This is a genomic window from Dysgonomonas sp. HDW5B, from assembly GCF_011299335.1.
GTDB lineage: Bacteria > Bacteroidota > Bacteroidia > Bacteroidales > Dysgonomonadaceae > Dysgonomonas_A.
The window spans coordinates 1,003,837-1,030,257 of sequence record NZ_CP049858.1 but is presented as its reverse complement, the minus strand read 5'-3'; the positions used below and the strand labels follow the sequence as shown (position 1 = coordinate 1,030,257).

General features: G+C 37.7%; 20 protein-coding genes. 9 read left to right on the top strand and 11 right to left on the bottom strand.

Annotated features, from left to right (window positions below; all coding sequences use genetic code 11):
• Nucleotides 1–83 precede the first annotated feature (83 nt).
• From G7051_RS04175 to G7051_RS04165, 3 genes are all read right to left on the bottom strand, one after another.
• Entirely contained in the window at nt 84–605 is a 522-nt protein-coding gene (locus tag G7051_RS04175) for a gamma carbonic anhydrase family protein (RefSeq protein WP_166111548.1), read from the bottom strand.
• Nucleotides 606–725: 120 nt separating this feature from the next.
• Entirely contained in the window at nt 726–2,510 is a 1,785-nt protein-coding gene (locus tag G7051_RS04170) for an aminopeptidase P family protein (RefSeq protein WP_166198739.1), read from the bottom strand.
• A gap of 104 nt (nt 2,511–2,614) precedes the next feature.
• Nucleotides 2,615–2,965, bottom strand: coding sequence for a polymer-forming cytoskeletal protein (locus tag G7051_RS04165; RefSeq protein ID WP_166111542.1), 351 nt, complete (start codon nt 2,963–2,965; stop codon nt 2,615–2,617).
• 185 nt (nt 2,966–3,150) lie between these two features.
• Here G7051_RS04165 and folB point away from each other — a divergent pair, with 185 nt between their 5' ends.
• Both folB and G7051_RS04155 read left to right on the top strand, forming a co-directional pair.
• Entirely contained in the window at nt 3,151–3,504 is a 354-nt protein-coding gene (gene folB, locus G7051_RS04160) for a dihydroneopterin aldolase (RefSeq protein WP_166198737.1), read from the top strand.
• 24 nt (nt 3,505–3,528) lie between these two features.
• Nucleotides 3,529–4,059 (top strand): RNA methyltransferase, encoded by a 531-nt coding sequence (locus tag G7051_RS04155; protein WP_166198735.1) that lies wholly within the window; start codon nt 3,529–3,531, stop codon nt 4,057–4,059.
• A 93-nt stretch (nt 4,060–4,152) separates the two neighbouring features.
• On the opposite strand, the gene G7051_RS04150 is transcribed toward G7051_RS04155, so the two are convergent.
• The 4 genes from G7051_RS04150 to G7051_RS04135 form a co-directional block, all read right to left on the bottom strand.
• Nucleotides 4,153–5,391 (bottom strand): 3-deoxy-D-manno-octulosonic acid transferase, encoded by a 1,239-nt coding sequence (locus G7051_RS04150; protein ID WP_166198733.1) that lies wholly within the window; start codon nt 5,389–5,391, stop codon nt 4,153–4,155.
• Nucleotides 5,392–5,495: 104 nt separating this feature from the next.
• On the bottom strand, nt 5,496–7,013 hold the full coding sequence (gene gltX / locus G7051_RS04145; RefSeq protein WP_166202651.1) for a glutamate--tRNA ligase: 1,518 nt from the start codon (nt 7,011–7,013) through the stop codon (nt 5,496–5,498).
• Between the two features lie 236 nt (nt 7,014–7,249).
• On the bottom strand, nt 7,250–8,443 hold the full coding sequence (locus tag G7051_RS04140; RefSeq protein ID WP_166198731.1) for an aminopeptidase C: 1,194 nt from the start codon (nt 8,441–8,443) through the stop codon (nt 7,250–7,252).
• A 152-nt stretch (nt 8,444–8,595) separates the two neighbouring features.
• The gene (locus G7051_RS04135; RefSeq protein WP_166198729.1) at nt 8,596–9,705 is read right to left on the bottom strand and encodes a glycosyltransferase; all 1,110 of its coding nucleotides are present in this window, start codon (nt 9,703–9,705) and stop codon (nt 8,596–8,598) included.
• Nucleotides 9,706–9,975: 270 nt separating this feature from the next.
• Between G7051_RS04135 and G7051_RS04130 the strand changes: the two genes are divergently transcribed.
• Nucleotides 9,976–10,977 (top strand): Stealth CR1 domain-containing protein, encoded by a 1,002-nt coding sequence (locus G7051_RS04130; RefSeq protein WP_166198728.1) that lies wholly within the window; start codon nt 9,976–9,978, stop codon nt 10,975–10,977.
• 10 nt (nt 10,978–10,987) lie between these two features.
• Here G7051_RS04130 and lpxB read toward each other — a convergent pair whose 3' ends face one another.
• Nucleotides 10,988–12,130: a lipid-A-disaccharide synthase gene (lpxB, locus tag G7051_RS04125; RefSeq protein ID WP_166198726.1), complete on the bottom strand. Its 1,143-nt coding sequence runs from the start codon at nt 12,128–12,130 to the stop codon at nt 10,988–10,990.
• Between the two features lie 39 nt (nt 12,131–12,169).
• Nucleotides 12,170–12,952: a 5'/3'-nucleotidase SurE gene (gene surE, locus G7051_RS04120; RefSeq protein ID WP_166198724.1), complete on the bottom strand. Its 783-nt coding sequence runs from the start codon at nt 12,950–12,952 to the stop codon at nt 12,170–12,172.
• A gap of 182 nt (nt 12,953–13,134) precedes the next feature.
• Between surE and G7051_RS04115 the strand changes: the two genes are divergently transcribed.
• From G7051_RS04115 to G7051_RS04105, 3 genes are all read left to right on the top strand, one after another.
• Nucleotides 13,135–14,781 carry an alkaline phosphatase gene (locus tag G7051_RS04115; RefSeq protein WP_166198722.1) on the top strand — a complete coding sequence of 549 codons (1,647 nt, stop codon included), beginning with the start codon at nt 13,135–13,137 and terminating at the stop codon, nt 14,779–14,781.
• Between the two features lie 70 nt (nt 14,782–14,851).
• Nucleotides 14,852–15,965 (top strand): peptide chain release factor 2 gene (prfB, locus tag G7051_RS04110; protein ID WP_166111512.1). Its coding sequence is split into 2 segments (ribosomal slippage): nt 14,852–14,914 and nt 14,916–15,965, totalling 1,113 coding nucleotides; the frame shifts between segments, so codons are not numbered across the junction.
• Between the two features lie 199 nt (nt 15,966–16,164).
• On the top strand, nt 16,165–16,995 hold the full coding sequence (locus G7051_RS04105; protein WP_166198721.1) for a hypothetical protein: 831 nt from the start codon (nt 16,165–16,167) through the stop codon (nt 16,993–16,995).
• Nucleotides 16,996–17,051: 56 nt separating this feature from the next.
• Here G7051_RS04105 and hemW read toward each other — a convergent pair whose 3' ends face one another.
• Nucleotides 17,052–18,182 carry a radical SAM family heme chaperone HemW gene (hemW, locus tag G7051_RS04100; protein ID WP_166198719.1) on the bottom strand — a complete coding sequence of 377 codons (1,131 nt, stop codon included), beginning with the start codon at nt 18,180–18,182 and terminating at the stop codon, nt 17,052–17,054.
• Complete coding sequence (locus G7051_RS04095) at nt 18,183–19,997, bottom strand: long-chain fatty acid--CoA ligase (RefSeq protein ID WP_166198717.1); 1,815 nt, start codon at nt 19,995–19,997, stop codon at nt 18,183–18,185.
• Between the two features lie 330 nt (nt 19,998–20,327).
• Here G7051_RS04095 and G7051_RS04090 point away from each other — a divergent pair, with 330 nt between their 5' ends.
• From G7051_RS04090 to G7051_RS04080, 3 genes are all read left to right on the top strand, one after another.
• The gene (locus tag G7051_RS04090; RefSeq protein ID WP_166202649.1) at nt 20,328–21,821 is read left to right on the top strand and encodes a polysaccharide biosynthesis C-terminal domain-containing protein; all 1,494 of its coding nucleotides are present in this window, start codon (nt 20,328–20,330) and stop codon (nt 21,819–21,821) included.
• Between the two features lie 314 nt (nt 21,822–22,135).
• Nucleotides 22,136–24,259, top strand: a complete 2,124-nt coding sequence (locus G7051_RS04085) for a S46 family peptidase (RefSeq protein WP_166198715.1) — start codon at nt 22,136–22,138, stop codon at nt 24,257–24,259.
• A gap of 219 nt (nt 24,260–24,478) precedes the next feature.
• The gene (locus G7051_RS04080; RefSeq protein WP_185155004.1) at nt 24,479–26,356 is read left to right on the top strand and encodes a carbohydrate-binding domain-containing protein; all 1,878 of its coding nucleotides are present in this window, start codon (nt 24,479–24,481) and stop codon (nt 26,354–26,356) included.
• Nucleotides 26,357–26,421: the final 65 nt, after the last annotated feature.

Sequence of the window (26,421 nt, the reverse complement as noted above, 5' to 3'; positions counted from 1 at the left end):
TTTATTTGTGATGAAAACGGAGCCAATTTAATAAAAAAGCTCCGTTTTGTATTTATGTTTTGCTATAATTAAGATATGAGTCTTTACTCTTCATCTTTGAACCAACCCGAATACATCAGATAGTTCTTAGCTATCTTTTGATTCATTTCTTTAGCTTGTTCAGCATCTACTTTCTTAACGAATTTAGCAGGAACTCCGGCATAAATACTTCCCGGTTCGATGATTGTTCCACTCAGTACTACCGATCCGGCAGCTACGATAGAACCTTCGCCTACCACCGCATGATCGAGAACAATGGCTCCCATACCGATTAAAGCACCGCTTTCTATTTTAGCGCCGTGTATTACTACATTGTGACCTATGGATACATCATCGCCAATCTCAACAGTAGATTTTTGATACAGGGTATGTAAAACCGTACCATCCTGAATATTCACGCGATTGCCTATGCGGATTGAGTTTACATCACCACGAAGTACAGCATTAAACCAAACGCTGCAATCGTCACCCATGATTACATCTCCTATAATTGTTGCATTATCTGCCAAAAAAGCATTTTTTCCAATTTGAGGCGTAAATCCTCTAACTTCTTTTATTAAAGCCATTTTTTTAATTCCATTTTTAAGTAATCTGAAAATTATTACTGCATTTTATCGTAGGGACAGACCTATGTGTCTGTCCTACTCGGGCAAACACATAGGTTCGCCCCTACATCATGCGTAATATTATATTGCTTTTGTTTTATCTTTCAGCCATTCTTTTTCTTCAGTAGAAAGACTGGGCGATAAACGGTCGTATACATATTGATGATAATTGTTAAACCAAGATATCTCATCTTTAGTCAACATTTCTTTAACTATCGGTGTAGTATCTATCGGGCAAAGCGTAAGCGTTTCAAAAGAATAGAATGCTCCGAATTCGGTTACACAATCTTCTTTTGTTAATACTAGATTCTCGATACGAATACCGTATTGATTAGCCCGATACAATCCCGGCTCGTTGGATGTTACCATGCCCGGTTGTAATGTAGTTGGATTTTCATTCATCCGTATGCTTTGAGGACCTTCATGTACATTGAGGAAGTGACCTATTCCGTGTCCCGTTCCATGTAAATAATTGAGTCCGTTATCCCATAACGCTTTTCTTGCCAATATATCAATTTGGCTGCCTCGTGTTCCTTCGGGATATTTACAAGTGGCTATACCAATGTGACCTTTAAGTACCATCGTATAGTCTTTTTTCATTTGCTCGGTTAAAGCTCCTACAGCAACAGTACGTGTAATATCGGTAGTTCCGTCAAAATACTGTGCCCCTGAATCTATCAATTGCAGTCCTTCGGGTTTAACTTTTGCCGAACTTTCGGGCGTTACATGATAGTGAACAATGGCTCCATTAGGTCCATATCCTGCAATGGTATCAAAACTTTCGCCTACATATAAGTCTTGTTGACTTCTGTATTCGGTTAGCTTGTCTACGATGGTCATTTCTTCGACTTCGCCTGTTGGTACAGCCTTTTCGAACCACATGAGGAATTTAACTAAAGCAACACCATCGCGTTGCATAGCATTACGAATGCCTTCTTGTTCGGTCTCATTCTTTTTGCTTTTCATGAGGTCGGCAGGAGAAAGAACGTCTATTATCCGACTTGTTTTCGGTATTTTATTATATAAAGCAAAAGATACTTTGGACCCTTGTAAGCAAATCTTGGTATGTGCAGGAATTGAGCTTACATAATCGAAAATCTTATCGTAATCGGCTACCTGTATATTTTCTTGTTTGAAATACTGACCCATTTCCTGAGTCAATTTCTTTGGATTGATAAAAATTACCGTCTCCTTTTTTGAAACATAAGCAAAGCAAACAGCTACGGGGTTGCACTTTACATCATTACCTCTGATGTTAAATAACCATGCAATAGTATCTAGCGATGCTACCAGAAGCGAATCTGCTCCTTGTTTCTCTATTGTAGAGCAAACTTGTGCTATTTTTTTAGATGCTTCAACTCCGCTGTATTTCACAGGAAGTTCAAAAATGGTATTTGTTGGAATCTGAGGTCTGTCTTTCCAAACTTCAGCAAAAGGATCGTAGTCTGTTATCAGATGCAATCCGTTCATTGTTAATTTGACGTTTAACTGGAAAGCTTCGCTCGCAGCATATACGTTACCGTCTATACCAACACTATTTCCTTCGGAGAGTTCCGATATTAACCATTCTTCAATAGTTGGAGTTGTAGGTAAGCCTTCTCTAAATAGGTCGATACCCGTGTTATCGAGTTGTTTTGCTGCTTGAAGAAAGTAACGTGAGTCAGTCCATAAACCGGCTTTATCTCGTGTAACCACGACAGTACCCGCCGATCCTGTAAATCCGCTAATCCATTCCCTCGAAGCCCAATGCGCAGCCGGATATTCACTCAGATGTGGGTCGGTACTTGGGATTATAAACGCATGTAATTGTTTTTCTTCAAGAAACTTTCTTAGAGAAGCCAGATGGCGTTGTATTGGGTTTGCCATGATTTGTATTCTTTTATGTAGTGAAATTATATCAGTTGACAAGCAACAGTTAGCATTTAACAATTTTATTGCTAGCTATTGGCCGATAACTGTTAACTGAGTATTTAGCTCTTCATTTTGCAGGATCCCGTAAAGCGGGCTCCGGGCTCTATTTCTATAACCTGTGTAGTTATATCTCCGATGAGGTTTGCTGTAACTCTAAGTACAATTGTATCTTCACATAATATATTGCCTGATACCTTGCCTAGTAAGTCGAGAGTTTGGCATTCAACATCACCCGAAACATGACCATTGTTGCCAATGATGATTTTTCCGCGACTGATGATATTGCCTTCAATAACTCCATCGATACGAATGTCATCCTGTGTTACAAGGTTCCCAGTCAGGACAGTTCCTGCTGACAATACATTATGCATGCCACTGGGGGCCGGTGCAATTTCCTTACGATTTAGCATATTTCAAATTATAAGTAACATTAAATATTTATAGTTGGATTTTACCCCATAATGGTCTCTGGTTACTATGCTTACCAAACTATTAAAAAGGACTGAAACCTTAATTGAGATTATATGAGATAACAAATGTAAAAAAAAAACTTAGCTTTGCACCTCTATTTTTCTACTAATATATATATTAGGATATGGAAACTTACATATTGCTTGAGAACGTTGAGATGTATGCCAATCATGGAGTCTTTCCTCAGGAGACACTCGTTGGTAATCTCTTTATTATCAATTTGAAACTGAAAGTCGATTTTGAAAGTGCTTCTAAGTCAGATGATTTGGGTGAAACCATCAGTTATGCTTCGGTTTTTGATCTGGTGAAAAACGAAATGGCTATTCCGTCAAAACTGCTGGAACATGTTGCGGGACGCATCGTCAGAGTGTTAAAAAACACATTCCCTAAAATTGAACAAATAGAACTAAAAATCTCTAAACGAAATCCACCCGTTGGAGGTCAGGTCGAGTATGCTAGTATAATGATTATTGATTAAAGGTCGCAGACCTGTTTGCAAATTATGAGAAAGTTAAAAATAACCGAATTAAATAGGATTTCCCCCGACGAATTTAAAGAGACTGCTAAGATTCCTTTAGTAGTTGTGTTGGATAATATTAGAAGCTTGAATAATGTAGGCTCAGTGTTCAGAACTTCAGACGCCTTCCTTGTTGAAGCGATTTATTTATGTGGAATAACTGCAACACCTCCCAATCCTGAGATTCATAAGACTGCTCTTGGTGCGGAACATTCGGTGGAATGGAAATATTTTGAAGATACTGTAAATGCAGTAGAAAGTTTGAGGGAAAATGGATATACTGTTTTTGCTATCGAACAAGTCGAGAACAGTACCATGTTAGATGACCTTCAATTAGATTCTCAAAAGAAATATGCCATAGTAATGGGCAATGAAGTAAAAGGTGTACAACAAGCCGTAGTGGATGCTTGCGATGGATGTATTGAGATTCCTCAGTATGGAACAAAACATTCGTTAAATGTCTCTGTAACTACCGGAATTGTTATCTGGGACTTTTTTAAACAACTGCACCCTTAATGTTGGTGATTGCCCAATTGTTTTGGTAGGTCTCGTTGATTAGTTACTTATCGCTAAGTAGTATATTTAAGCAATTTAAATGCGAAGAAACGATCAGTCTTTCAGATTAATAATCTGCATTACCTTTGTAACTACACCCGCATTATCCTGTACATATCGTCCTGCATGATTTCCGGCAGAAGCTAAGACCTGAGGGTATTCTACAAATTCATTCATTAGACTCCAGAAGTTTTCTTCATCCTGAATCGGATATCCTCCACCTTCTTCGATTATTTGATGAGCCTCTCGGAATTTTTTGAAGTTAGGTCCAAAAAATACAGGAACACTATATACGGCAGCTTCAAGTATGTTGTGAATGCCTACACCAAATCCACCACCTACATAAGCAATCTCTCCATATCTGTATAGAGAAGATAACAAACCGAATGAGTCTACAATAAGACAATCGTATTGATGTACATTCTCTAAGGTTGCTTTAGAGTAACGAATCGAAGGGCGTTTCAATATGCTTTCGATATAGTTTAAATGAGCTTCGTGTATTTCGTGAGGAGCAATGATTAATTTCAGCTCTGGAGTGTCGTTGAAATATTTTACAAATATATCTTCATCTTTTGGCCATGAGCTTCCTGCGACCAGTGTCATTTGTTTTTCACCCTTTTCGTTTTTGCTGAATGCTTCGGCAAGGGGAAGAGGTTTGGCATTGTTTTTTATTTCGAGAACCCGATCAAAGCGAGTGTCTCCGCAAACTTCAACATTAGTTACTCCTATATTATTGAGTAGTTGTTTCGAATTTTCGTCTTGTACACAAATACATGAGTAGAAATGAAGCATCTTTTGATAAAGTCTTCCATACCATCTGAAAAATATCTGATTGGGGCGAAAGATTGCCGAAACCATATAGATAGGCGTGTTTCTTTTATTTAGCTGGTTGACATAATTATACCAGAATTCGTATTTTATGAAAATTGCCATGTAGGGATTAGCCAACTTAAGAAAACGCTTTACCTTGCTTTTTCTGTCGAACGGCAGATAACATACTATGTCAGCCAAATGATAATCCTTACGAACTTCGTATCCCGAAGGAGAAAAGAATGTGAGAAGTATTTTATAGTGCGGATGTTTTGCCTTTATATCTTCAATAATGGGTCTACCTTGCTCAAACTCACCCAAAGAGGCAGCATGCAGCCAGATGTATTTGGCGGTGGGATCTATTTCGGCTTCAAGTTTTTTGAACACATCTCTGTGTCCTTTCACCATCAATCGAGCTTTTTTATGAAAAGGAGATATAATGTATACGACAAAAGCGTAAAGACCTATTATAAAATTATACATGCTTAAGCTCTGTAAGTAAAAGATAATATTTAATCATATATTATTGGGTTATAACAGACTATAGTTTTCTTATGTCTGCCAAAGCAATACAACGGTCTGAGACCTTATTTGATTTTAGATATGGCAGTTTTCAGTCGGGCAAGAGTTTCTTCCTTGCCTATTGTAGCTGTGATGTCGAACATATGAGGACCTTTCGACTCGCCTACGATAGCCAGTCTGAAAGCATTCATTATATTACCTAGATGATATCCTTTATCTTCGATCCATTGCTTTACAATTTCTTCCTGATTGTGTGCCGAAAAGTCGGAAATTCCATTTAATACGTCACACAGTTCACCTATCTGAGCCGATGAATCTTCCTTCCAACGTTTTTTGACTACTTTCCCATCGTAGCTATCAGGTGCTTTGAAGAAGAACGAAGATTGATCCCATAAGTCAGAGATTAAGTTTGCACGTTCTTTGATAAGACCTACAACCGTTTCGATATATTCAATATTGGTTTGGATGCCTTCTTTCTCTAAAATAGGGGCAAATAATTTAGCTAATTCTTCATTTGATGTAGCTTGAATATATTGATGGTTGAACCATTTTCCTTTTTCGAAGTCAAATTTTGCACCGCTCTTGCTACATCTTTCGATAGAGAATAGCTTGATAAGTTCTTCCATTGACATAATTTCCTGATCATTACCGGGATTCCATCCTAATAAGGCTAGGAAGTTGACAACGGCATGAGGCAGATATCCGCTTTCTCTGTATCCCGAAGATATTTCCTGAGTTTTAGGATCAGTCCAAAGAAGAGGAAATACAGGGAAGCCTAAACGGTCGCCATCGCGTTTGCTTAGCTTTCCTTTTCCATCAGGTTTCAGAAGTAAAGCAAGGTGTGTAAATTTAGGCATAGTATCCGCCCATCCAAAAGCTCTATATAACAATACATGCAGAGGGGCAGATGGTAACCATTCTTCGCCTCTTATCACATGCGATATTTCCATTAAGTGGTCATCTACAATATTGGCAAGATGATAGGTCGGCAAATTGTCAGCCGATTTGAACAAAACTTTATCGTCAAGTTCCGAAGAGTTTATTACCACATTACCTCTGATAAGGTCTTCGACAGTAATATTTTCGTTGGGTTCTATTTTGAAACGAATAACGTAGTTTTCGCCTTTGTCGATCAATTCCTGAACTTCTTCTTTCGATAAAGTCAGCGAGTTTCTCATTTGACCTCTCGTAGAAGCATCGTATTGAAAGTTTTCGATTTCAGCTCTTTTGGCATCCAGTTCGGCAGGAGTGTCAAAAGCCATATAAGCAGCACCTTTATCCAGAAGAATATCCACATATTCTCTGTAGATATGTTTTCTGTCCGATTGTCTGTATGGACCATATTTTCCACCAATGTGAGTTCCTTCATCAAAATTCAGACCTAACCACGTTAGTGCCTCAATGATGTAATCCTCGGCACCCGGAACGAAACGTTGCGAATCTGTATCTTCAATCCGAAGAATAAAATCTCCACCTTGCTGTTTTGCAAAAAGATAGTTATACAGTGCTGTACGTACTCCTCCGATGTGTAATGGACCTGTGGGGCTGGGAGCAAAACGCACCCTTACTTTTGAACTCATAATGATAAAAATATCTGTGAATCGAATTTGAAAAAATGGATACAAAAATAGGCAAAAAATATCAATAAAAGATAGAAAAAGGTCGAAATGTAGAACTGGCAGGTTCAAGTGCCGAATGTGGCTGATTAATTTAGATCGGTACGAATAAGGGCGTATGATTATACGCCCTTATTGCTTGCGAAGTGATTTTTTTCACTCCTATCTATGTTCTCGTCAAACTTTACTTACAGTCTAAACTCTTAATATTTCAATTTCGAGGCAATGTCTTTAGGTACAGCTTCTTTGTTTACAACAAAACTGATTGTTTTGTATTTTACAAAAGCTTCGGATGCATACCATATCCCTTTGTAAGCACCGGCTTCACCCCAAGAGTTCTTTACCAAATAGTATTTAGTTCCATTTTGATCTTTTACGAGACCGAAAATCTGCATACCATGGTCATCGGTAGTTTCGTAGTTGTCAAAGCCCTTTTGACGTAGTTCTTGCGTGATGGCAAGTTCTTTAACAGGACCTTGTTCAATTTTCTTTTTGATAGTTGAGGTTTTTTCTGTAGCAGATAAACCTAACCAATGTGCTTGATCAGAACCGATGTTTTCGGGAGCACTATCATCAGGAACGACAGCTATTCCGTTGCGAGAAAAACCAACTTCGCTTACATCTGAAGCCCAAGCAACAGTGTAGCCTTTTTCTAAGGCGTTGTCTATGATTTTTATCATATCATCCAAAGGAACATTGTATGACAATGCCCAGCGCCAGTTGTCGGGAACCTCTACTGCAAAAGGTACGTAAAACGGATGGTGTGTAAATGATGTGAATGACACATAGTTATTGCTGTTTAAGCCTAACTCCTGTGCAAAGCTTTGAGGTGTATAATTTTTTCCTTTGTATGTGAAGCTCTCAGGTTTTGCACCTAAGTAAGCATCAAGGATACCTGTAAAACCGTTGTACCAAGCTGTTGAAAGCTTTTTGTTACCGTTTTTCATTACGCCGTTGATGTATCCGGTAAGACCATCAGCCATTTCGCCGTGTTTGTGTCCCGTTTCGCCGTAGCTGAGTCCGGGCATAGCTGCGTCAGGTACAACTCCGTACTCATTAATTGTTTCAATAACATCGGCAAACGAACCGCCTTGTGCAAAGTTAAGGCTTCCGTTCAAACGGATATATTTTACTGCTTTATCTTCGTAATTGCGGCGTACGATATACATTTCAGAAAGATCTTGTTCGCCTTTTCCCATCCTCAATAGTTCAGACTCTAAAAAGCCGACACCCGAGAATGACCAGCATGTACCGCTGCTTCCCTGATTTTTTATAGAAGTTATAGGATTTTGTTTTACTACCGAAAACTGATAGCCGGATGATACCGTGCTGTCTTTTTGTGCCCATGCTGATACAGCCATCAAGAGAGCAACCGATGCGACAAAAAGTTTTTTCATTTTATGTTATTTAAATTAGATACGATTACTTTATTGCTATGTTTCTTAATTAGAACTAACAATTGTTACTAAGCTTGCCAAAGCAATAAAAAGGTCTGAGACCTTAATGTCACAAAGGTAAAGAAATAAGGTTTAATTTTGTCTTTTTTATCTTAAAAGAGTTTTTCTTTTGACCATATATCTAAATATTGCTGTGCTACCTTTATATAATCATGATGTTTTTCGATAAACAGTCGACTGTTACTCGATAAATCGGCAATTTTCGATTTGTTTAGAATCAGATTTTCGAGTTTCTCAAAAACATCTTTTTCGTCAGGAAGGACATTTATAATGGGATGATTATCTTTTTCATTTAAGAGGTTGTACATCTCCGGTTCGCCTCCCCCAACTACGACTAAACCCTGAGCCATTGCCGTGAGGGCATTCATACCGGGGGTATAGGAGTATAACTGATCTAATAATATGTCAGAGTGGTCTCTCATCGTTATGTATTCATGATAAGGTACCGATTCAGCTTTGTTGACAACGCATTCACTCGGATATTTAGAGTGTATTTCTTTTAAACAATTGTACAAAATGTCAGCTCCTTTGATCTCGTTTCTGAGTTTTTGTATTCCAATGAAAAAAGCGACTTTAGAAGTGTCTTTGCTTCTTTGCTTGAAGGTTATTTCCGATGTGTTGATAGGTGCTGGTATGTAAGTGAGCTTCTCCCTAAATTGAGGTTGATAAGCAACAAAGTATTCATATAAGCAGGCAATGATACCGTCTGAATTTTCGGCTATCTCACGGTTTATTTTTACTTTATCTTTATCAGACCAAATTTTGATTAATTCTTTGGCAGGGTCTAGATATTCTGTTCTGTTTGGAATGTCAAACTCAGAGTAGCGAAATGTTTTTTTATCTAAACAAGCTTTCAGCCAATAAGCATCGTTGCCGAATGCTCCCATAAATACTTTTCCGTTATGCTTTTTGAGATAATTAAACGCTGCAAGGTTTTTACTTGCTTTGAGATCCAGAAAAAAGGGATTTATAATTTGTACAATATCGAATCCTTTAAACTGTCTGAAATTTTTACTGAGAAGATAAATGTATTTAACTGTATCAATTAAATTATTGCTGTTGCGGGTAATATCAATGTCTCGCTGATAGTTTTTGTAACGGTCTCCATTAGAAGCCACCACAACCGAATGTCCCAAAGCTTGTAATCCTTGAGCTAAAGTCCAGTGAACATTGCTGTATTCTCCTAATAAAAGAATTTTCATTCAAAATAGCATTGAGGTCTCAGACCTTTTTATTCTTATGGTAAGTGTAATGCCAATAGTTGTTATAATTTTTAAATATAGCAATTAATATTTGGCATTGCTTGATATGTAAACAAAGGTATAAACTTTTATAAAATTATTCTGTTTATATTTATGGCAGAGTAACGCTCGCAGACCTTTTGTTGCTATAGAAAATGCAATAACATTATAGGTTATAAATAAGGGGTGTAATAATAAAATATGCTTATTAAGATAGTTTACAAAAAATAAATGAATACATCAGGTATCGATATTGTATTGCCTTGGGTGGATGGACAGGATAAAGTATGGCAGCAAAGCTTTCGGCAATATGCCAGTCAATCACTTATAGGAGATACTCATGCAATTCGTTTTAGGGATTGGGATTTGCTACGTTACTGGTTCAGAGGGATAGAGAAGTTTATGCCATGGGTCAATAAAATTCACTTTGTAACATCGGGGCATATCCCTGAATGGCTCAATCTCGACCATCCCCAATTGAATTGGGTGAAGCACGAAGACTTTATTCCCGGCGAATACCTGCCTACATTCAGTGCAAATACCATAGAGTTGAACCTGCATCGTATAGAATCATTGTCAGAGCATTTTATCTATTTCAATGACGATTTATATGTTTTGAATCCTCTGAAACCGTCACGCTTCTTTAAGAAAGGCTTGCCTTGCGATTATGGCGTCATGACTGCCAAGCCTTCTAGCGGAGGTATTATTCATATGGCTATCAATGATCTGGACGTGCTGGATTCATATTTTGATAAGCATCAGCAGATTAGGAAGCATTGGCAGAAGTGGTTTTCTCCGAATTATGGATTGAAGCTGTTAAGCAATATATTGCTATACCCATGGCGTGATTTTTCGGGTTTTGTCGATCCTCATTTGCCTAATGCGTTTTTGAAATCTACTTATGATGATGTTTGGTCGCAGGCAACCTCTAAATTGCATCTTACCTGCCGTTCGAAATTCAGATCTAATTCGGATGTAAATCAGTGGTTGATCCGTTACTGGCAGCTGGCAGCAGGAAATTTTCATCCATATAATACCGTAAAAGATACTACTTGTGTGGATCTGACAGACCATTCGCTGCTTCATATATGTGACCAGATTGTACGTCAGGAGTACGATATCATGTGTTTAAATGATAGTGTAGAGATTTTGGACTTCAAAAGAGCCAAGAATACTCTTCGCCGAAGCTTTAAGGAGGTATTTCCTCAAAAATCTGCTTTTGAGAAGTATTAATGGTAAGAACTTATTGGTGAGTGTGTAGTTTTTTCACAATAATATTTGCCGCTTTTTTAGAAGCTCCTGCCTCTCCTAGTATATTGATAATACGATCGTATCCCTCCAGCATATTATTTCTGTATGCTTTGTCATTCAGAAGTCTGTCTATTTCTTCTTCGATGTTTTCCTTCGAGAAGTATTTGGCAAATAATTCTTTTACCACTTCTTTATTTGCAATCAGATTTACAAGAGAAATATAAGGTGTATGTAAAATGTTTTTGAATGCCCAGTGTGCAAGGTGAGGTACAGGCATTCTGTAACAAACTACTTGCGGAACTCTGAATAAAGAGGTTTCGAGAGTTGCCGTACCCGATGTCACTAGTGCCGCATCCGAATAAGAGAGCAGGCGATAGGTCTGATCAAAAATGATTTTACAATTACTGCCGGCTATATAAGCATTGTAATAATCAGGATCCATACCTGGTGCTCCTGCAATAACGGCTTGATAATCGGGAAACTTTTTGACTACTTCCAGCATGGTAGGAAGATTGTCTTTTATTTCCTGCTTGCGGCTTCCTGCTAATAGGGCAATGAAAGGTTTTTCCGCTAAATTATTTTCTTGTATAAACTTCTCACGCGAATCGTCTTTGTTTTTTTTCTTGAAATCGGCTATTGCATCTACGGTAGGATTACCTACATACTCTACTTTGTAATTGTGTTTCTTAAAGAAATCAACCTCAAAAGGTAATATGCAGAGCATTTGGTCTACATATTTCTTGAAAGATTTTACCCTGTATTCTTTCCATGCCCATACTTTGGGCGAAATGTAATAATAAACAGGAATATTGGTTTTGGTTTTAACAAACTTCGCAATTTTAAGATTAAATCCCGGATAGTCTATTAATATAACTACATCGGGTTGATAATCTACAATGGCTTGTTGACACATTTTCATATTGCGGAGAATAGTCCTCAAGTTGAGCAAAACAGGAATGAAACCCATAAAAGCCATTTCCCTGTAATGTTTAATAAGCTTGCCTCCTTGAGCCTGCATGAGGTCTCCTCCCAGAAAGCAAAATTCTGCCTCAGAATCTGTGACCTTTAATGCCGCCATAAGATTAGAAGCATGCAAATCGCCCGAAGCTTCTCCCGCAACAAGAAAATATTTCATATAGTTATATTATGTTGTATGATAAAAGTGTTCGGAATCTTAGATTAGGTTCTCCAAACCTTTCATTTGCTCTACTAACTCATGAGCGGTTAAGTCAACCTTCGTAGGAACGATGGATGCGTAGCCATTTGCTAAAGCCCATTCGTCGGTAGAAGTATCATCAGGCTCATCATTCTCAAAATATCCTGTTAACCAATATATTTCGTTATCAGCACCGTCTGCCGATTTTTTGAATTCTTTGACAAACTGACCGGGAGCTTGTTTGCAAACTTTCATTCCTTTTAATTCTTTTGTTGAATGAGGTATGTTGACATTCAAACAAACACCTTTAGGCAATCCGGTTTTTAATACGCTTTCGCTCAAGGCACGTGCTATTTTTTCTGTATGAGAAAAATCTGCATCATAATGATGATCTAATAACGAGAATCCGATAGATGGCACTTTGTAAAGGCATCCTTCGATAGCTGCTCCCATTGTTCCCGAATATATAACACAGATCGAAGCGTTAGATCCGTGATTGATTCCCGAAACAACAAGATCGGGTTTTCTGTCGAGAATTTCACTTATCCCCAATTTTACACAGTCTACAGGAGTTCCTGTGCAAGCATAAATGGTGATGTCGTTTTCTATATCTTTTTTTGTCAGGTAATATCTTAAGGGCTGTATCGATGTGATGGCACTTGACATTCCCGAACGAGGTCCATCGGGTGCTACAACTACTATTTCTCCGAGTCCGATTAATGATTGTGTTAGCGCTTTTATACCTTTGGCTGTGTAGCCATCGTCATTTGTAATGAGTATTAATGGTTTCTTTTCAGACATGATAAATTGTATGTTTTATATTGAAATACAAATATACGGAAATATTTTCGGAGAGATTAAGTGATTAATAAAAGACTTAGTTACTATTTTTCGAGCGGAATATTGATCTGAAATCTGTACTTTTGTGTAATTGATCTAAGGTTTGAGACCTTAAATACAGTATTTTGCTAAATATTATTTTTATGAAAAAAACGATTTGTTCCTTACTTCTGATTCTTTCGTGCGGCTTGGTTTGGTCTCAGCAATATCACAGACCGGTTAAACCTGTAAAAAATGTCATTGTAATGATTCCCGATGGAACTTCTATCGGTGTAGTTTCTGCTGCCCGATGGTATCAGATATACAATAAATTAGGTGGTGAGAACTTAAATATCGACCCTTATATTTGCGGGACGGTAAAAACATTTTCATCTAATGCTCCTATCGGAGATTCAGCTCCGACTACTTCTGCATACATGACGGGGATGCCTCAGCGTACGGGTAATGTGGCGATTTATCCTGTAGCCGACCCTGAAAATGATTTGGTGAAGGTTGATCCTGCAATGGCTTATCAACCACTGGTTACTATTCTGGAAGCAGCTAAAATTCAGAAGAAGAAAGCTGTAGGAATGGTGGTTACAGTAGAGTTTCCTCATGCTACACCAGCTGACTGCTCGTCTCACTACTATGCTCGTGGCAAATATGAGTATATTGCTCCTCAAATAGCATACAATAATCTGGATGTGATGTTTGGCGGAGGTAATTCTATATTGACAGATGATATCAAAGACCATTTTAAAAAGAATAATACAACATTGATTCAGAATGATATAAATGCTTTCCGATCATTTGATGGAGATAATAAGGTTTGGGCATTGTTCCAAGACCGCGAACTGCCTTATGATTTAGATAGAGACCCTTCTGTGATTCCTTCACTGGAAGAGATGACTAAGAAAGCAATAGATCATTTATCCGAAAACGATAACGGGTTCTTTCTTATGGTAGAGGGTAGTAAAGTCGATTGGGTGGCACACGGGAATGATGCAGTTGGTTGTATTACCGAATACCTGGCTTTTGACAGAGCGGTAGGTGCAGCAATTGATTTTGCCAAGAAAGATGGAGAAACTGCGGTTATTATACTTCCCGATCATGGAAACAGCGGATTTACTATCGGCCGTAGAGATTTGAAGAGTTACGATAAGGCTACTATAGATCAACTTTTCGGAAGTGTATCGAAATACAAGCGAACAGGAGAGGGGTTGGAGAGAATCCTTTTACAAGAAAAACCCGAAAATTTTAAAGCGGTATTTAAAAAGTATACTGATATAGATCTTACCGAAGATGAATTGGCAAGTTTATTGAGTTCTAAGAACTACAAAGAAGCCGATTATATGAAAAAAGCAGACAGCCCCAATATGGGACATGCTATTGTTGATATTATGAATAGTCGTACTTATTTTGGTTTTACAACCGGGGGACATACCGGTGAGGAGGTTTTCTTAGCAGCTTACCATCCTCAGGGAGATGTGCCTTTGGGGATGAATACCAATGTTCAAATCAATAATTATCTGTCAGATGTTTTAGGGCTCGATGAGAGTCTGCCTGAAATGACGAAAGAAGTTTTTGCCAAACATCAGGATGTTTTTGCAGGACTTAAATATACAATTGATAAATCTACAGATTTTGCTCAATTAACAGTGAAAAAGGGTAAGAATACATTGGTTGTTCCTGCGTTTAAATCGGTTGCATATCTTAATGGAAAAGAAATCGATTTGGGTTCGGTAACTGTTTATATCGATAAAAATGATACATTTTATCTTCCTGCAAACTTGATAGAACAATTGAATTAAGATTTTAGGATTAATTGGTTATCTTTGCCAACTGAAAAATTTAAGAATAATAACTAAACAATCATAGCATATGATTACTGTAGACCAACTCAAAGAAGTGTTGGAGCGCGAGCAAGCGTTGAGGGGGTACCTTTGACGTCGATGCAAAAATAATCCAATTAGAAGAAGAAGAAATACGAACTCAGGATCCCGACTTTTGGTCTGATAATAAAGCTGCCGAAGAGCAGATGAAAATAATCAGAGGTTTGAAAGGATGGCTTTCGGGTTATAATAAAGTAAAGGCTGCGGTTGAAGAATTGCAGTTGGCTTTCGATTTCAATAAAGAAGGAATCACCTCCGAAGAAGAAGTAGACGAAGTTTATAGCCAGACAATAGAAGTATTGGAGGAGATGGAACTTAAAAATATGCTTCGTCGGGAAGAAGATAAGCTCGGTGCTGTACTAAAAGTGAATAGTGGTGCAGGAGGTACCGAAGGTCAGGATTGGGCTTCGATGCTTTTCCGTATGTATCAACGCTGGTGCGAATCAAAAGGCTACAAGGTAACTATCACCAACTTTCAGGAAGGTGATGAGGCAGGAATCAAAACTGCAACGATTCAGGTTGAAGGTGATTTTGCTTATGGATATCTTAAGTCTGAGAACGGTGTACATCGTTTAGTACGTGTATCTCCTTACAATGCACAGGGTAAACGTATGACTTCTTTTGCTTCGGTCTTTGTAGTGCCTTTGGTTGACGATACAATCGAGATTGATGTTAACTTGGGAAGTATTACATGGGATACGTTCCGTTCGAGTGGAGCAGGAGGTCAGAATGTAAATAAGGTGGAAACGGGAGTTCGTCTACACTATAAATACAAAGATGAGGAAACCGGAGAAGAAAAGGAAATTGTAATTGAAAATACGGAAAGTCGTTCTCAGTTCGGAAATAAAGACAATGCGATACGCCTATTGAAATCGCAACTTTATGATATGGAGTTAGAGAGGCGAAGCCGTATGCAATCGCAAGTAGAAGCCGGAAAGAAGAAGATAGAGTGGGGATCACAAATACGCAGTTATGTTTTTGACGACCGTCGTGTAAAAGATCACAGAACGAATTACCAGACATCGAATGTAAATGCTGTTATGGATGGCGATATTGATGGTTTCATCAAAGCCTTCTTAATGGAATTTGGTGCTGAAGTGTAACATTGTAATAATATATAAGAAAAAGGTTATTCATATTATTATGGATGACCTTTTTCTTGTGAAATTGTAATGTTTTATGTGGATATTAAGTAAAGAATAAAATTTATGGGTGTATTTTATAGTTATAACAATCTATATCTGTAATACTTGCCAAAGCAATAAAAAGGTCTGTGACCTTAAACTAACAACACTAAAAAAAATGAATAAACTAATCTTATTAACATTAATTTTATTTGTAAGTATTTTCGTAAATGCTCAAGATTTACCTGAAATAGTTCATCTCAAGAATGGAAACTTTATTCGTGGTAGGATTACCAAAATAGTACCAAATGATTTTTTAATAATAAAATCAGGGGATGGTAAGTTATACACTTATCTTATGAGTGAAGTTGTGAGTATTGAAGAGAATCCGGCGTATAAAAAGGTAACCCCCCCAGCTGTGTCGAATAATGTTGTTGAGGAGTCGGAGAGTTCTAATACATATAGAAAACCTTTAAGAGTTACTTCCGAACCGGATTATGATTATTATCCTACGAATCATAATCAATATGCATTAGATAAAGGCTTTCGTGCTTTTTTTGATTTAGGTTTTTCATTAAATACACGAGAGTTTATAAATGTAGAATCATCACAGCTGAATAGAATAGAGATGTCTTTTTCTGTAGGTAACCAGTTTAATGATCTCTTTTATTTGGGAGCAGGTGCGGGATACAATTACTTTTATGAGTCGTTAGGAGGGTCTTACCTTGTGTTCATACATCCAAGATTCAATTTTAATAATAATGAACAGATGGGTTATTTGATTGATTTTAAGATTGGGTATGCTCTTGGAGAAGAAAGCTTAAGAGGTGTTTATACATTTTCGGGTTTTGGTTTACGATTTGCTCAACGTTCTGGAGGAGGTGTTAATTTGATTTTAGGGTTTACAAATTATTATGTAGATGGGTTTATTTTTAAAAATGATTACAGTTGGGAGAAGTCAAAAGTTAATCTAGGTGCTATAACGTTCAAAATTGGTTTTGATTTTTGATACAAAAAGATATCTATAAAAAAAGCACCTTAGCTGATATCAGCTAAGGTGCTTTTTTATTCGACATACATGAGGTCACTCATTATACTATCTGAAATAAATATTCCTTGTGGTGTTATCTTATAATGATTGTCAGAGAGAATTACATTGCCTGATTGTAAATGCTTTTTAAGATTGTCTTCACAATAATCGAGCATTTCTTGTCCGAATTTTTCTTTTAGAACAGAGAGGTCAATACCCCACATGGTGCGCATGCCTGTCAAAATAAAATCATTGTAACGAGATTGAGCATCCAGAATTTCTTCTTCAATATCAGGCTTATCAGCCTTTATTCCTTCAATGAATTTGGGTATGGAGGCTACGTTCCAGCATCTGTTTATCTGATTGTAAGAATGTGCCGAGGGACCTAATCCCAGATATTTTTTGTCGAGCCAATAGGAGGTATTGTGACGTGAAACCAGTCCGTCTTTGGCGAAGTTTGATATTTCGTAATGAATAAAACCGGCCTCTTTCAGTTTTTCGATTAATAGAGAAAACATATCAAGGCTTAATTCCTCATCAGCCGATCTTACATCCCCTTTTTGCAGTAATCGATACAATTTAGTTCCTGTTTCATATATAAGGTGGTAAGACGATATATGCTGTATATTCAGTTCGATTGCTTGGTTAAGGGTATCTCTCCAGATGTCCATTGTCAGGTCGGGCAGACCATACATAAGGTCTATACTGATATTCTTAAAGCCACCTTTTTGAGCCAGCTTTACAGCCTCCACTGCTCTTTGGGCGGAATGCCGTCTGTTTAGAAACTTTAGTTGCGCATCATCAAAACTTTGTACACCCATGCTTAATCGGTTGAACCCCGATGTTAAGAGCTCACCTATATAGCTTGCATTCAGATCGTCGGGATTAGCCTCGAGAGTTATCTCAGCTTGCGGGCTTATCTCAAAGGTATTTCGAAGCGTACGAAGTATTAACTGTAAATCTTCTATTGCTAGCTGCGAAGGTGTTCCTCCTCCAAAGTAGATAGTTTCGATAGTTTCTCCACCCAAGTAATCGGCACGAAGAACAGATTCTTTACATATCGATGATACGTACGGCTTCTTTTGCTTCATGTCGGTTCTTGTAAAAAAGTCGCAGTATATGCATCTTGTTTTACAGAAGGGAACATGTATATATATACCTGCCATTTATTGCTCGGCGTACATTTTCTCGATCAGGTCTTTGTATCTTTCTACAACAACCTTTCTCTTTATTTTCAATGTATTGGTAAGTTCTCCCGATTCCATCGTGAACGGTTCCGGTAAAAGAGTAAAACGTTTTACTTTTTCATAAGGAGCCAAATCAGCCTGACGCATTTCTATACGCCCAGATATCATAGAGTTAACATCCTTGTTTTGGAGTAAATCTTCCATCTTATTGTATGGTATCTGATTTTCCTCAGCCCATTTGATGATGGCATCATAATTAGGAACGATCAGAGCACTTACAAATTTTACTTCATCGCCAATAACGGCAATCATATCTATAAACTTATCATTTGCAATGATAGTCTCTATAGCTTGCGGAGCAATGTATTTGCCGTTAGAGGTTTTGAATAAGTCTTTAATTCTCTCGGTAAGTACAATCACATTACCATCTAATAGCTTGCCGGAATCTCCTGTTCTGAAGAAGCCGTCTTCGGTAAATACTTTAGCCGTCTCTTCGGGTTTCTTGTAGTATTCTTTCATTATAGTGCGACCCTTAACTAATATCTCATCATTTGATGGGTCTATTCTTACTTCCAAGCCGGGCATTACCGAGCCTACCGAATGAATTTTAAAGTGTACGGGAGGGTAAAAGCTTACCGTAGCTGTAGTTTCGGTAAGACCGTATCCTATTATGATCGGAATATTTACCGATTTTAGGAATATATTTATTTCGTCGGATAATGGAGAGCCTGCACATGGGAATAATATTCCTTTTTCTATACCGATTACCATTTTCAATACGCGGAATATGGTATTATTATAAAAGTGGAATTTCAGGGCATTGCCAATAGGAGGCTTTATATCGTTATTTTTATAATCGAGATTATATTTCTTTCCGGTCTTAATAGCATCAGTATATAGCCACTTCATTAAGCCTTTAGAGCTTTCTATCTTTTCGAAAACTCCCTGATATACTTTTTCCCAGAATCGAGGTACACTACACATAACTGTAGGTTTTACCTGCTTGATGGATTTTTGTATTTCCTTGGCATCGGTATTGATAGCTATTGTCATACCTTTATGTATGGCATAGTATGTCCATGCTTTTTCGAAAATGTGTGCCAAAGGAAGGAAGTTCATAGATACATCCTTGTTCGATAGCTGAGGCAACCTCTCGTCGTGGATTCTGAAAACCTCAAGGAACGACGAATGCAGAAGGACAACACCCTTAGGCTCACCTGTAGTTCCAGAGGTGTAAATAATACAGGCAATGTCCGTTTCGCGGATTGTTTTCATTCTGATTGTAACTTTCACTTCGGCATCGGAGTTTTCACCCGTAGCTATAAAGTCGCTGAAATATACCGAAGTATGATCTTCGGGGTGAAGTTTTACATTCGGATCGAATATTACCAGCTTTTTTAAAGTTTCAGATTGCTGCTGTACTTTGTATGCATTATTATATTGAAATTGCTCACCGACAAATAAAGTATGAATTTGTGCATCATTAACAATGTATTCTACCTGATGTGGCGATGCTGTCGCATATATGGGAACCACAACGGCTCTGTTTGCAAAAGCACCAAATTCGGTGAATATGTATTGATACATGTTTTGAGAGTAGATACCGATATTCTCCTGAGTATCTATTCCTGCCTCAGCCATAGCCCATGCCGTTTTCATGACGTATTCAGAAAAACGGGTCCAAGAAATGGTTTTCCAACGTTTTTCATTGGCATCTCTATACTTAAGAACTGTACTTGACTTGTATTTGGCTGCTCTTTTGTGCACCAATTCGGCTAAATGGTAGTAACTCATTTCGATGTTTTTTACTTCTGGTAAGGTCTTCCGGATGTCATATATAAAGTTCTCTCAGGCTTTAGTGGTATGACAGTAGAAGCTGATATTTAATACTATGTTCTCAGGTAACTTACTGTAGCTGTTTTACAAGCTAATGCAATAAAAATATCTGATATTTTACAAAGTTAGCTAATAAATCATAAATTGATGTTAATAGCTCGATTTTTATAATTGTCTACACATTAGTTGTCGTGATAACGGGAGCATGAAAAAGTCTTGTATTTCGTTAATATTAACTACAATATACATATGATTTGTATTACCTTTGCATCCGAAAAAATCAGAAATATGGCAGGAGGGATGAAAAGTCTGGCCAAGGATACCGCCATTTATGGTGTGAGTAGTATCTTGGGTAAATTCATAAATTGGTGTCTTGTACCAATTTATACACGGGTTTTGACCACCGGAGAGTTCGGCGTGATGACCAATGTGTATAGTTATACGGCTTTGTTGGCTGTAATTCTTACTTATGGTATGGAGACAGGTTTCTTTCGTTTTGTAAATAAAGGTGAGGATGACCCTATGCGGGTATATTCGACCACTTTATTGTCAATTACTGCAACCTCTATTCTGTTTGTTGGATTTTGCTTTAGCTTTTTGACTCCAATCTCCGGGTTTCTTGACTATGGGCAGCATACTGACTATATTGCAATTATGGCTGTGGTGGTCGGAATAGATGTCGTAATGACTATTCCGTTTGCTTATCTGAGGTATAAAAAACGTCCTATCCGATTTGCAACACTTCGGTTGTTGAGTATTTTTATAACCATCGCATTTACTATATTCTTTCTGATTATCTGTCCTAAAATTTATACCTCAAATCCTTCGTTAATCGACTGGTTTTACAATCCTCACTATAAAGAAGGGTATGTATTTGTGGCTAATCTGATAGGTTCGGCAATAACACTTGTATTGTTACTTCCCGAGTTGACAGGCTTTAAATATGTTGTGGACACTAATCTATTAAGAAGGATGCTTAAATATTGCTTTCCTCTCTTGATACTTGGTATAGCAGGTATATTGAATCAAACGGTTGATAAGATAATATATCCCTTATTATTCGAAGACAAGGTGGAGGCTTTCCGCCAATTGGGTATTTACGGAGCATGTTCAAGAGTAGCCATCATTATGATGATGTTTACCCAAGCATTCCGTTTTGCTTACGAACCATTTATTTTTGCGAAAAATAAGGATGCTAATAATGATAAAGCATATACTGAGGCGATGAAGTTCTTTATTATCTTCTCGTTGATTATCTTCCTCGGTGTTATGTTTTACATGGATATAATAAAACATTTTATAGGTAAAGACTTCTATGAGGGATTGGATGTGGTTTCTATCGTCATGATGGGATATATTCTGTTTGGAATTTACTTCAATCTGTCTTTCTGGTATAAGATGGTCGATAAAACCTATTTTGGAGCTATATTTTCTATTGCCGGTTGTGTAATTACCATTGTGCTGAATATTATATTTGTTCCTATTTACGGTTATATGGCAAGTGCATGGGCTACGTTGATCTGTAATCTGGTGATGATGCTTCTTTCGTATTATTTCGAACGAAAATACAGACCTCTGCCTTACGACTTTAAAGCAATCGGTTTGTACTTTGGTTTGGCTATAGTTTTGTATGCGATAAGTTGTTATGTACGCTTCGACTCCGAAGCCTTACGCTTAGCCTTTAATACGGTTCTATTCGGTATATTCTTTTTTGTCCTTATCAAGCGTGACTTGCCTTTGTCCGAAATTCCGGTTATAGGTAAAGTGCTAAAGAAAAAATAATGTTTTTTACTGTGGCTATTTATCTATACCATGAAGCTGTAGGCGAGGACAGTAGTTGTACAAAACAGATATAAACAGAAGAAAGAATAAAAGCATAAAGAAAAGTGTCACTTTTGTCATTTTTTGTAATGTTTTTCTATTTTATGATTTGATTTACAGTGGTTTGTGAAAAGGGCAAAAATGTACACTGTCAGGCTGTCGGATGTTAGTTTTGTAACTGTGTGGTGAGTTTATTGTCATCTATTGTCACTTTTTGATTTGGTACGTATCTCGAAATAACAAATGGGTCTCAGACCTTAATTTAAATAATGAAAATGAAGAAAATCTTTTTATTGCTAGGCGTTTTACTCTCGCTGTCCTCTGTTCAGGCAGATGAGGGTATGTGGCTGTTGAAAGAGCTAAACAGACAAAGTGCAGCTCGTATGAAAGAGCTGGGATTTACATTTCCTATTGATAGTGTTTATAGTGAAAAAAATGCATCGTTGAAAGATGCAGTAGTTATATTCGGAGGTGGTTGTACAGGTGTAGCCGTATCTCAGGAAGGGTTGATTTTTACGAATCACCATTGCGGATACGATGCTATCCAAAAACACAGCTCGGTAGAACACGACTATCTGAAAGATGGATTTGTAAGCCAGTCGAAACCTGAAGAATTATATACTGAAGGCTTGACTGTGTCTTTCCTTCAAAAAACCGAAGATGTTACCGATCAGGTAACTGTAGGTATAACCGATGCTACTTCGGAAGAGGATAGAAATCATATCATTGATTCATTATCTACTCAAATTTTGAGCCAATACAAGAATAATGAGTTTTTGAATGCACGTATAGTTCCTTTCTATACAGGGAATAAGTTTTATTTGGTCGTATATGAAGTGTTTAAAGATGTGAGAATGGTTTTTGCTCCACCTTCGTCAATCGGTAAATTCGGAGGCGATGCCGATAACTGGCAATGGCCACGTCATACAGGCGATTTCTCGGTATTCAGAGTATATGCTAATAAAGATAACCAAGCAGCACATTATAGCGCTGATAATGTACCCTACCAGCCTAAATACTCGGTTCCTGTTTCGTTGAAAGGATATCAGGATAAAGACTATGCAATGACTATCGGTTATCCGGGAAGTACGGAGCGTTATTTGTCTTCTTGGGGAATTACTCAAATGATGGAATCTGAAAACATTCCCCGTATCGAGGTTCGTACGGTGAAACAGGATATCTGGAGAAAAGCGATGAATGCCGATGATGCAGTGCGTATCAAGTATTCGGTGAAATTCAGCAGAAGCTCCAATTATTGGAAAAATGCAATGGGTATGAATGCTGCATTAAAGAAACTGAATGTGGTAGAAGAAAAACAAGCTTTGGAATCTCAATTGGCAGACTGGATATTAAGCACTCCTGCATCTACCGAAAAATATGCAGATGTTTTACCCAGCCTTCAATCAGCTTATACGAACTCTATGGAGTCGGTGAAAATAGGAACATATTTTGGCGAAACATTTAATAATGGAATAGAAATTATCCGTTTAGCCAATACTGTAAATAATGCTAATATTGCAGATAAAGAAGAGTTGATGGCGTTTGTAAGAGCAAAACTGACTGATACTTACAAAGACTATGTGCCCGAACTTGACAAACAGTTGATGCCTGCTTTGCTTGAACTTTACAGAGAAAGAGTGCCTGTTGAATATCTGCCAAGTATTTATCAAACTATTGATAAGAAATTTAAAGGCGACTATGACAAATATGCCGAGTGGGTTTACAAAAACACGAAGTTTACAAACATAGATGATCTGGCTTCTGCTATAAGTGAAGGAGGCTTAAAGGCTTTAGATAAAGATCCGGCAATGATTTTAGCAAAATCGGTAGCAGACGGTCGTCTGAAATTGGTCGATGATTTGTCGCCAATCTATCCGATAATAGATAAGAATGCTCGTAAATACATGGCTGCTTTGATGGAAATGCAACCTGATAAAGCTTTCTCTCCTGATGCCAATTTTACTCAACGTCTTAGCTACGGTTCGGTAGGCGGTTATAGTCCTGCTGATGCTATTGAGTATGATTATTACTCAACAAGTAAAGGTATTCTGGAAAAAGAAAATCCAAACGATCCTGAATTTGCAGTACAGGGTTATATATTAGATAATCTTCGTGCAGAGAAGTGGGGTCAGTATGCTGACGCTGACAGAACTATGCATGTGGGATTCCTTTCCAATAATGATATTACCGGTGGTAATTCGGGAAGTCCTGTATTTAACGGTAAAGCCGAATTGATCGGTCTTGCATTCGATGGTAATTGGGAGGCATTGAGCGGTGATATTGTTTTTGAACCACAATTGCAACGTACCATTAGTGTCGACATTCGTTATGTACTTTACACTATCGACAAGATTATGAACTGTCCACGCTTAATCGAAGAACTAAGCATTACGAGATAATCGTAGGATAATTCTTTCTATTCATAAAATAGCCTTGCAGGAATACTGTAAGGCTATTTCTTTTATCGGGCAAATATCTCGATTGGTCGATTATACGTATGTCTTTGTAGAATATAATTGTATAAGAAAAAGAAAGGTTTTAATATTGGAATATGTTTTTTGAAGTCTTAGTGGTAATAGTATCACAAGATTTTGTATTAATAATAAAATTTATAGGATATGGGTTATAATCGGTTTTTAGTTGGTTTTATGTGTATAGTCTCCTTATGTGCAGTTTCGTGTAGCAGCGATGATGATAATACAGACGATGGAGGTAGCGAAGGTGGAGGTGTTATAGTGGGTGACGATTTTACGACTAACACCAAAGATACTACATTCTCAAATGCTGTTGTTATAGCTTACTCGTCGGATGCTGTTACAATAACAAACCCTTATGCAGATAAGGGCGTATCTATAGCAACAAATGGAGCGGACGTGGTTGTGACTTCTACACTTGTAGATACTGAGGTGAATTATGTATTATCGGGAACAACTAAAGACGGATCATTTAAGATATACAGTGACTATAAGTTTGGGGTGGGTCTGAATGGTGTCAGCATTGTAAATGGAGACGGTCCGGCTATAAATATCCAGTCAGGTAAAAAGGTGTCGATTGTATTGGTTGGAGGTACTTCAAATAGATTGGTTGATGCTGCGACTTACACGGCTAGTGGAGATGAAGATATGAAAGGGACTCTATTTAGCGAAGGTCAACTGAACTTTGATGGCAATGGTAGCCTTTTAGTTTACGGTTATAATAAGCACGGTATAGTGAGTGATGATTACATAAGAATAAACGGTGGGAATATAACTGTCAAAACAGCTGTCAAAGATGGTATTCATGCCAATGATTATGTATGGATAGATAATGGACAATTGACTGTTACAACCTCAGCTGATGGTATAGAATGTGAGGAAGGGTATATTGCCGTAAATGGAGGGGCGATAGATATCAATAGTGTGGGAGACGCAATCAAAACTTCATACAGTGGTACTGATACATCTATATTACCTTATATAACGATCAGTGGCGGAACAATTGATATTACAACTACAGGTGAAGGTTCGAAAGGTTTAAAATCGAAGGGTGATATTACAATCGCTGATGGTGATGTTGAATTGGCTACTACAGGGAGTGCGTATTATGATACTGAGGATGCGGATATCTCTTCACCGGCAGGCCTAAAAGCCGATGGGAACTTCCTGATGGAGAAAGGCAATCTAGTTATCACAAGTTCGGGAGCGGGAGGAAAAGGAATTAATATCGATGGAACGCTTACGGTTAATGGTGGAACCATCTCGGTTGTAACAACAGGGGATCAGTTTAAATATGGTAGTAATGATACAGCTGCTAAAGCCATAAAGAGCGATGGTAATTTGACTGTAAATGGTGGAACAATTACAATTAAGACTTCTAAAACAGAAGCCGAAGGACTGGAGAGTAAAACCACGCTGACGATAAATGACGGAAAGATAGAAATAGAAGCGTATGACGATTGTATTAATGCATCTAAGCATATTCAGATTAATGGAGGTTCAATATATTGCTACAGTGAAACGAACGATGGGATAGACTCTAACGGAACATTGACTATAACCGGAGGAACAGTGGTGTCATCAGGATCTACTGCACCCGAAGAAGGTTTAGATTGTGATAACAATACTTTCAAAATAACAGGTGGAACTTTAATCGGAATCGGAGGGAATACAAGTATACCAACATCAAATGTAAGTACACAACGAACTGTAATATATGGGGGTTCGAGTTCATCCAATCAGTTTATACATATTGCATCCGATGATGGAACAGGAGTGCTGACGTTTAAGATACCTCGGGCATATAGCCAAATGACTTTGTTATTTAGTAGTCCAGGTTTGGTGTCAGGTGCAACTTATACGATTTATACAGGTGGTAGTATCTCCGGAGGAACAGACTTTCATGGATTGTTTACCGGAGCAGCTTATACGAAGGGTACATCAGCGGGAACATTTACACCAACCTCAATGGTTACTACAGTCGGTAATGTGAGTACAATCCTCGGTGGAGGACGCCCTTAATTGAAGAAAAAAGGAAGCAAAAAGTAATATAGTTTTATTGTGTTTATGTTCTTTTTTTAGTGTTT